This is a genomic window from Rothia sp. HMSC068E02, assembly GCF_001813565.1.
Classification (GTDB): domain Bacteria; phylum Actinomycetota; class Actinomycetes; order Actinomycetales; family Micrococcaceae; genus Rothia.
Window position 1 is genome coordinate 646,643 of the sequence record NZ_KV812882.1, and the last position, 8,357, is coordinate 654,999.

Here is an 8,357-nt window from a genome sequence, read left to right on the forward strand (position 1 = left end):
TCCGACCTTTGGGCGCAGGAGTCACACGACGATTCATCACACTCACTCACGAAAATAGGTGACCATGTTTTCCACGCAGCGAACTGCTCGCGGCGCGGCGCTAGTAGCGTCTGCCGCCCTCGGTTTGGGTGGCTCCGTCGCGCCTGCAACTCTGGCCCCCGCCACCTTTGCCTCTGCCGCTCACGCGCAGACTCAGCAGACCCCGAAGCCTGAACTTCCCATCGCCGTTGCCGCCGATGTGGTTAGCCACGACATTACCTTGGACCTGGTTGCTCAGAGCAATGACTACACCCTGCTGTCGTTGACCGGTGTAACCTCTTTGGAGAATCTGAGGGTTCGCCTGTCCGCCATCTCCGTTGAAGATGGCGTTGTGGCGACCATGACCGTACCCGCAGCCCAGATGACTGCCTCAAAGAATGAAGAAGGCAATATTGAGCTGAGCATCCACCAGCGCCTCAACGTTGAGCAGCCGTACATGGTGGAAATTGAGAATCTGAGCAACGGCGAGACTGTCTCCGTTGAGTTTATGCCCGAGTACGGTGTAACAGTCGACGAGATTATGGCTAGCAGCCAGAACATTTTCTTCCCGGACACCCCCGGTGTTCCCCGTGCTAACCGCGTGGAGGCGAATCCTGCCCCCGAGGTGTCCCTGAGCCCCAGCGCATCCCCGAGTGCCGCGAAGGATAGCCCGCGCCCGACGGTCGCCCCGGTACCTTCTGAAGCGCCGTCTGCATCGCAGAAAGTTTCGGCTCGTCCTTCTGCGAGTGCATCTGCTAGCGCCTCGGTGAGTGCGTCTGCCAGTGCTTCTGCTTCGGTGAGTTCTTCTACCAATGATGCGGCACCCGCTGAGGTGACCGAGGATCGTCTGTTGGTGCACTCCCGCTCCGATCGGGCTCCCGCGGAGACCCGTGAGGCGACCCTGGAAATTTCTACCGCAGAGCTGCGCGGATCGGATGAGCTGCAGCCGATTAGCGTGCGCGCTAGGAACGTTGCGGAGAGTGGCCTGGGCTATGACGTGATGGTCTTTGAGATGCCTGCTGATGGCGGTGCCGTGGGTTCGCCGCTGGCGACCACGCATGTGAGCCCTCAGCAGGTGACTGATGCTTCTTTCTCTGCTGATTTGAAGGTTCCCGGTACCTCTTTGAATGCGGGTAAGCGCTATCGTGTGGTTGTGGTGGGTGGTAACTCCACTGAGGAGCTGCAGCTCATGGCGACCAGTGCTTTTGGTGTGAGCGTGATTCAGCGTGCGGTTCCTGTTGATCCGGCTCCGAAGCCTACGAATACTGTTGTTCGCCCGCAGATTCCGATGATTTCTGATGCGAATCAGCGTGTGAGCCCTTCGGCCCCTTCGGGTCGCGTGGGCTCTTCAGATACCTCTGCGGACGCTCAGGGTTTGGTGATTGATTCTGTTGCTAAGATCCCGTCGGTGGATAGCGCTCTGGGCTACATTGTGCAGGCGCAGCAGTCTGCGCGTGCGATTACCGCGCAGGCTCGTAGTTCTGTAGCTGAGACTGCGGTGGTTCCTTCGACGATGGTGATGTCTGGTTATGCGGTGATGTTGCCGGGTCGTACCGTGGTGAATCTGTTGGGTTACCAGTCTGCTGAGGGGGAGACGGTGACTGTTGCTTCGCCTCAGGAGAATGTGGGTGCTGCAGGCTCGGGTAGTTTCTATACGCGTAGCTCGAAGTCGCGCGGTGATTCTGCCGGTTCGAAGCTGGAGGCGAGCGCTCAGGATAATGGCCCGCTGCCGGAGGGTACCTTGCCGCTGAGTATTGCTCTGCTGGGTTCGGTTGCCTTTGTGGGTACTGCTGTTGCGGTTAATGTGTATCGTCGCCGTCTCGAGGGTGCTGAGGAGCTGGGTGCTGAGTAGTTCAGCTATTTGTTGCTTAGCGCTGTGAGGCGTGGCTCTCTGTAGGGGAGTTGTTGAGTGGGAGGCGCTCTGTCGGGTGCGTGTTTGGTGGGGCGCCTTCTGTGTGCCCGGATGTTTGACTCTATTGCGCGGTGGTCTGGTGCGCCTTGGGGTGGTGTAAAAATTTCTTTTTGGTGCACTCTGGGGAATATATTTTGACATTCGAATTTTGCGTTATATATATCTCAGTAAAGTAATTAACTCCCTTTTATTTCGGCAATTATTGCGACATAAAGTTTTAGCACATGAATGCAATGCAACATTAAGTGCAATATCCGTGTTAGGCTAGGGTGTAACCGACGTACTGGTGCGCAAATACTTGGATAGAAACACCGGCTTGTGGTGAGCCTTCCCTAGTCCACGCTTTGCGCCTACATCGATCGAAATGGCGCACATGACTATCACTCGACTTCCGAAACGCATTCATGCTCTTTCGCTTGCAACCGCTTTAGGTGCAAGCGCTTTTGTGCTTCCTGGCGCCTCCGCAGTAGAGGCTGAAGCAATTAACGTGAATGATTGCCTGGCGGCTCTGGTTAATAGCGAATTTAATTCAAGCTGCCCCTACGAAGACCTCGAAATTGAGGTCGATACCATTGAGATTCAGATTCAGTCCATCAAGGACGGTCAGGCAACCATTAAGCTCGCGCCCCTCTATGAGGGCGGCTACGTGGGCGATGCCTCTAGGGTGTACCTGGTAATGCAGTACTACGACGCCACTGGCACGTTGCTTGGGTCTGACACCTACGAGCCCTCCGCAATGCAGGTTGAGCGTGCGGACGACGGCTCGATGCTTGTCACCTTTGAGATGCCGCAGATGCCCCAGGAGGGCTACTACTCCATGAGCGTCATGGACCTGACGACCTCTGACGAGGGCTATGGCGAATTCATGATTTCTGAGGGTTCCCTCGTTCCGCATACTATCCCGGTAGAGGACGACTCTGACGAGGTAATGGTGGATAAGAAGGAAACTGCCCACCAGGTGCCGACCATTGACGAACTGAAGACGCTGGATAAGCTCCGCGAAGAGGAGCAGAAGACCCAGCAGTCTGCAGACCAGAAGGGCAGTAAGGACAAGGTTAAGACCGAGGTTCCCTCTGAGTCCGCTGAAAACCCCAACCTTGAAACCCACACGCAGAAGCTGGAGCAGGTCCCCGGCGGATCGACCTCTTCTCGCGATACTCAGACCCTGAGTGTTGCGGAACTGAAGGTCGCCTATGCTGAGGTTCGCTCTGATAAGGAAACCAAGCCGGTGACTATCAGTGCAGCGCGTCTGCCCGCGAATGCGGCTGGCTACGACCTGATTGTGGTTGAAACCGATATGAGTGGCAACCATAAGGGTGATGCGCTGTCCATTACGCACATCAGCTCTGATCGCATTGTGAATGGCGCGTTCAAGGAAGAGGTCGGCATGCCCGGCTCTCTTCTGAAGACCGGCTCGGTGTACACCGCCTACCTGGTGCATGCGGACGATACTGAGTATGCGGAAGAAGTTGTCTCGGTGCGATTCAAGGTCAGTGGTGAGGCGACCGGCAACTCAACCTCCTTGACGAAGGATGAGTCGCCCCGCCAGGATGCAAGCGCATCGCTCACGCCCAGCGCCAATGCGGGCGAGGCGACCGGCGCCACTCAGGGTAGCCCCTCCGCTGCTACTAGCGCCGTCTCGACTCGTTCTGGTGACACCCAGTCGGGCTCGGGTCAGTCTGCCGCGAGCGCACCCCGCTCCACTCTGGATGCGGTGAGCGCCATGTCCAAGGCAAAGGAAGCGAAGGCTGAGCGTCAGCGTCAGGCTCTGCAGGCTTTGGCTCAGGCACGTACGATGGCTCCGCGTTCGGCTTTTGAGCCGACTCGCACCAATCAGATTTCGGCGTACAGTTCGGGTTCTGATCCGGCATCTATCGCTGCTACCGCGAAGCTGGATGCTTTGACGGATGAAGAAAAGGCAGCGTCGGCAGCTTCTGGTAACGGAAATAAGGGTTTCACCCCCGTGGTTCATTCGGAGCCTAATAATCGTTCAGCTACGGTGAACTCGACCACCACTCAGGTGCACTCTAACGCGAATAATGATCGTCAGGAAGGCGTGAAGGCTATAGCTTCGGCGGCGTCTCCCGCTAGTGAAGAGGTTGCGCAGCACGGTGTAGCTTTCTGGGCTCTTGGAGGCGCCGGTTTGGCGCTGGTGGTTGGTGCCGCGTGGATGGCTCACCGCAGGGGAGTCCTCGGCGGCTAACGCCCCTAATCCGTGCTTTTCGACGGCATCGCATAGTATGTTCGTTGTTTCATGAGGAATGCTCGCCCCCGCTATCTGTTGGTGCAGATCGCGGGGGCGAGTCGTGCGTTCAGGGTGTTCAAAAAAACTCTACCCTCGCGTGAATAAACCTTAAGGTTCGTGATAGGGTTGAAATAACCGATAAATAGATGCGAGCTATTGTCAGGTCTTCTTCACCTGAAATATGAAGCGGAGTATGGTACGACGAATCCGGGTGTATGGCGCACTCGGGGGTCCGCGCGGCACATGAGGAACGGGCAGTAGCAAGCACATTTCCACCATGAAAAGACGCATTGCATGAGTATTTATTCAGCGAAGCACCGTATTGTCACCGCAACCGTTTTGGCTGCGGGGCTTCAGTGCGGGCTTGTTGTACCCTCTGTCGCAACGGAAGCACCCGTCACGACGCACTCTGCCGTGCAAAAAACCGCGACCTTGAACGCGAACCAGGCTGAAGACAATCAGGAGGCACAGGGCGCCGCCTCCACCATCACCATGAAGGCGCAGCTCAAGGATGGCGGCTATCTTCTACGTTGGACGGGTTTCCCTAAAGATCTGGAGGCCTCCAGCGTTCTGGTTGACGTGAACTTCTACACCCCTTCCGGTGAGTACGGTGGCTCCGTCCTGGAAAGCCCGACCCTAACTGAGGGGACCAGGGAGGGGGAGTTTCGCCTCCGGATGAGCCCGGCGACGGACTCAAACGTCGTGTACGTAATCGTTCTGGAGGATACCGCGCACGGTGTCTCCTACGAATTTTTTGTGACCGAGCGGGGGAACCGCCTGGTAGAGGCTGCTGACCCGCGCAACGGCAAAGCAAAGCCCACCGAACCTCCGGTCGATATTGAGCGTGAAGAAGCAGAAACCGCTGACGCAACTGTTACCCCAAGTCCCGAGGCGGTAAACCTGCCTTCGCCGACCGCTACGTCATCCACCGATGCGAACGGTGACGCGGTTCGCCGTACCGTAGACAACCCGCAGAACAAAGATTCTGGCCAGTACGTTATCTCCGAAGACAATAGCGTGTACGACCCGATGAACCAGCGCAAGGGCAAGGCGCACCTGTCCATTCAGGACTCGCAGGGTGACTCTCAGGATGATACGAAGCCGGTCACAGTCCGTGCCACGAACTTCCCCCAGAATGACAAGGGTTACGACCTGATCGTCATGGAAATCGACTCCAATGGCAACACCGTGGGTGACGCGCTCGCCATTGTGCACGTTGGCCCGGAATCTATTTCTGCGGGCGCTTTCGAAGCGGTGATTGGTGTGCCCGGTGCGTCCCTACAGATTGGTAGGACGTACCTGGTGGCGGCTTTTGATGCTGCCGGTGACGGTAACCTTCAGCTCAATACGGTGCGTTTTACGGTGACTCAGGCGTCTTCTGAGGGCGGTGGATCATCGTCCGGTTCTTCGTCTGTGAACGAGGAGAAACCGGTTGCTGTACCTTCCGCATCTACCTCTGAGACTGCGGACGCATCCGGCGCGAATGCACCCGCTACGGGTTCCACGTCTAAGACCCGCGGTATTCAGGCTGATACCGCCATGGCTCCGGGTACTAATGACGCCACGATTTCTATTCCGCGCGCTACCGGTAGCTCTGCCACCGCGTCTTCCTCGGCGCTGGGGTACCGCACCGGGGAGGCGCAGCCTGTTGAGGTCGCGACCCCCGAATCTAACCTACCTTCGGGTACTGATTCGGCGGCGCAGTCTCGCCGTGCCGCGATTCTGAACGGTTCTTCCTCTCAGGTTCGTACTGAGCCTGGATCGCCGAACGGTGTGAAGGCGTCGGAGGCGCAGATTACCCGCAACATGGATAAGAGCTCGCCTCTTCTGCCGATTTTGGTGACCCTGGGTGGTGGCCTGATTCTGGGTGCTTTGGGCATGTCACGCATGCATACCTCGAAGAAGGATTAGTCGCGTAGGAGTTGGGGGTGGTGGCGGCCCCTGTTGCATGTTGAGGGGGTATTGCCCTGTCGGTGTGCTGTGAGATGTTTTGTCATAAAATGGCTCATTTGGTGTGTATCTTGAGAAATGTACACACTGTCGATATAGTAAGCCTGTCCTAACAGTGTCGATAGTATGGATACACACCAATGAAGATTTTCACATCTGGCACCCGCCTCTCCAAGGGAGCCTGCGCCCTCGCCGTCGCTGGCGCTGTCGCCCTACCCCTGGCACCCGTTCTCGCCGAGAACATTAATATCGCCGCCCAGAACGTTGCCGCACAGAACGTCGCTGCAGGCGACCAGGTAAGCGCCGGCGCATCCTTCGGTTGGGGCGTGCGCGCATCCTTCCTGTCCTACAACGGTATGCCCCGCGAAATGACCGACGGCGCAGCTTGGGACGCAACCGCAAAGCAGTTCACCTTCACCCCGACCTCCACCACCGTCTCTGAAGACGGCAAGCAGGTCACCCTGCAGGCTGCCGGCCGCCTCTGGTTCACCGGCCACTGCGCCGAAGGTCAGGACCCCGAAACTGGTTGCGCCCTGAACCTCACCTTCTCCAACCCCCGCGTGGAACTGAACCTCGCTGACGGCACCGGCTCTCTCTACATGACCGTGCGCACCAAGAACTACGCCTCCGGCAAGTTCGAGGGCCCCATGGAAGTCAAGATGGCGACCCTGAGCACCGGCACCGCCAAGCAGAGCGAGAAGGACGGCGTGGTCAGCATCAGCGGCATCTCCGCGAACCTGACCGCCGACGGTAACCACGCCTTCTCCGACTTCTACAACGAAGGCGCCAGCCTCGACCCGCTGAGCATCTCCTACAACGGTAGCGCAGCCAACACCCCCAAGAGCGCCTACAGCGTCGCCGAGTCCTACAACACCGGCGCGGGTGTGAGCCTGCCCCAGAACACCGCACGTCTGGGCCAGAACCACATCGTGCACGTGGCACCCCCGAGCTTCGGTGGCGACACCACCTACACCGTGCTGACCAGCTCCAACCTGAAGATGACCGATACCGGCGTCCTGAAGGCAATCAAGGGCGTTTTCGCGGTGGACGCTGACGGCAACCGCATGCTCGTCATCGGCAGCGAGACCAACAAGCCCGAGCTGTACACCGTGACGGCTGAGGGTAAGCTCGTCTCCTCCGGTACCTACTCCGATGCAGAGCTCGGCGCCAACACCGTCAAGGCAATCGGCTACAACCCCGCCAACAACACCTGGGGCATCGTCAGCGTTGACGGCCAGGGTGGCGGCAAGCTGACCATCATTGACGCATCCGGCAAGGCAACCTCGCAGGCTCTGCCGAAGCCCGACTCTATCGACCCGCAGGTTGTGAACGCATACTCGCTCGACGAGTACTACGGCGACTCGTTCTCCAACAACACCGTGACCCTCGCACCGCTGCCCGACGGCAGCTTCGTGTACGCGCCGTCGACTTCCATCTACGATGCGGCCGGCGAAAAGGTGGTTCAGAAGGGTCACCTGCTGCACATGAGCAGCAACGGCGTGTCCCTGGTGCCGAACTCTTCACCCGCAGGCTACGACACCGCCCTGCCCTCGACCCTGGTCAGCCCCAAGGGCTACATTTACCGTTGGAACAACTGGTACGGCGGTAAGGTGCAGATTCTCAAGTACGAGAACGGCACTTTCAGCGTGGTCCGCGAGTCCGCAACTCTTGAGGGCTTCGAGAAGACCGAGGTTGCCACCATGTTCCTGACCCGCGCGGGTAACGTGGTCGTGGTGGACGCATCCGGCTCCCGCCTGGTGTTCATGGATGACAACCTGAACAAGGTGAACGAGGTGGTGCTCTCCTCGATGCGCAAGACCGACAAGAGCGGCGGCTACAACGCTCTCGAGCTGCCCAACGGCGATATTATCTACCCGACCAGCTTCGAGAACCCGAACACCTATGAGGATCAGCTGTGGCTGAACCGCCTGGCAGCGAACTCGGCACCGACCCCGGCACCCGAGCCGACCAAGGCACCTGAACCGACTAAGGCACCTGAGCCGACTAAGGCACCTGAGCCGACTAAGTCTGCTGAGCCTACCGTGGCACCGACTGCTGAGCCGACCGTCGCGCCTTCTGCTGAGCCTTCTGCTGAGCCTACCGTGACTGCGGAGCCGACTGTTGCTCCGACCGAGGCGCCGACCGCAGAGCCCACTAAGTCCGCTGAGCCGACTGTTGCGCCCACCGAGGCACCCTCTGCTGAGCCGACCGTTGCTCCCACCGCTGAGCCGA

At 58.7% G+C, this 8,357-nt stretch carries 4 protein-coding genes; all 4 read left to right on the forward strand.

From position 1 onward, the window contains the following. Window positions 1-64 precede the first annotated feature (64 nt). Complete coding sequence (locus HMPREF2919_RS04290; RefSeq protein ID WP_070666395.1) at window positions 65-1,870, forward strand: propanediol dehydratase; 1,806 nt, start codon at window positions 65-67, stop codon at window positions 1,868-1,870. Between the two features lie 433 nt (window positions 1,871-2,303). Next, on the forward strand, window positions 2,304-4,133 hold the full coding sequence (locus tag HMPREF2919_RS04295; RefSeq protein WP_246824048.1) for a hypothetical protein: 1,830 nt from the start codon (window positions 2,304-2,306) through the stop codon (window positions 4,131-4,133). Window positions 4,134-4,607: 474 nt separating this feature from the next. Next, window positions 4,608-6,086: an enoyl-CoA hydratase gene (locus HMPREF2919_RS04300; protein WP_246824049.1), complete on the forward strand. Its 1,479-nt coding sequence runs from the start codon at window positions 4,608-4,610 to the stop codon at window positions 6,084-6,086. 179 nt (window positions 6,087-6,265) lie between these two features. Further along, a partial coding sequence (locus tag HMPREF2919_RS04305) for an HtaA domain-containing protein (RefSeq protein ID WP_049355205.1) occupies window positions 6,266-8,357 on the forward strand: 2,092 nt, incomplete at its 3' end.

Bases quoted from the DNA above. Each gene is read 5' to 3' on its own strand.
- HMPREF2919_RS04290 (WP_070666395.1), top strand. From the start codon at position 65: ATGTTTTCCACGCAGCGAACTGCTCGCGGCGCGGCGCTAGTAGCGTCT.
- HMPREF2919_RS04295 (WP_246824048.1), top strand. From the start codon at position 2,304: ATGACTATCACTCGACTTCCGAAACGCATTCATGCTCTTTCGCTTGCA.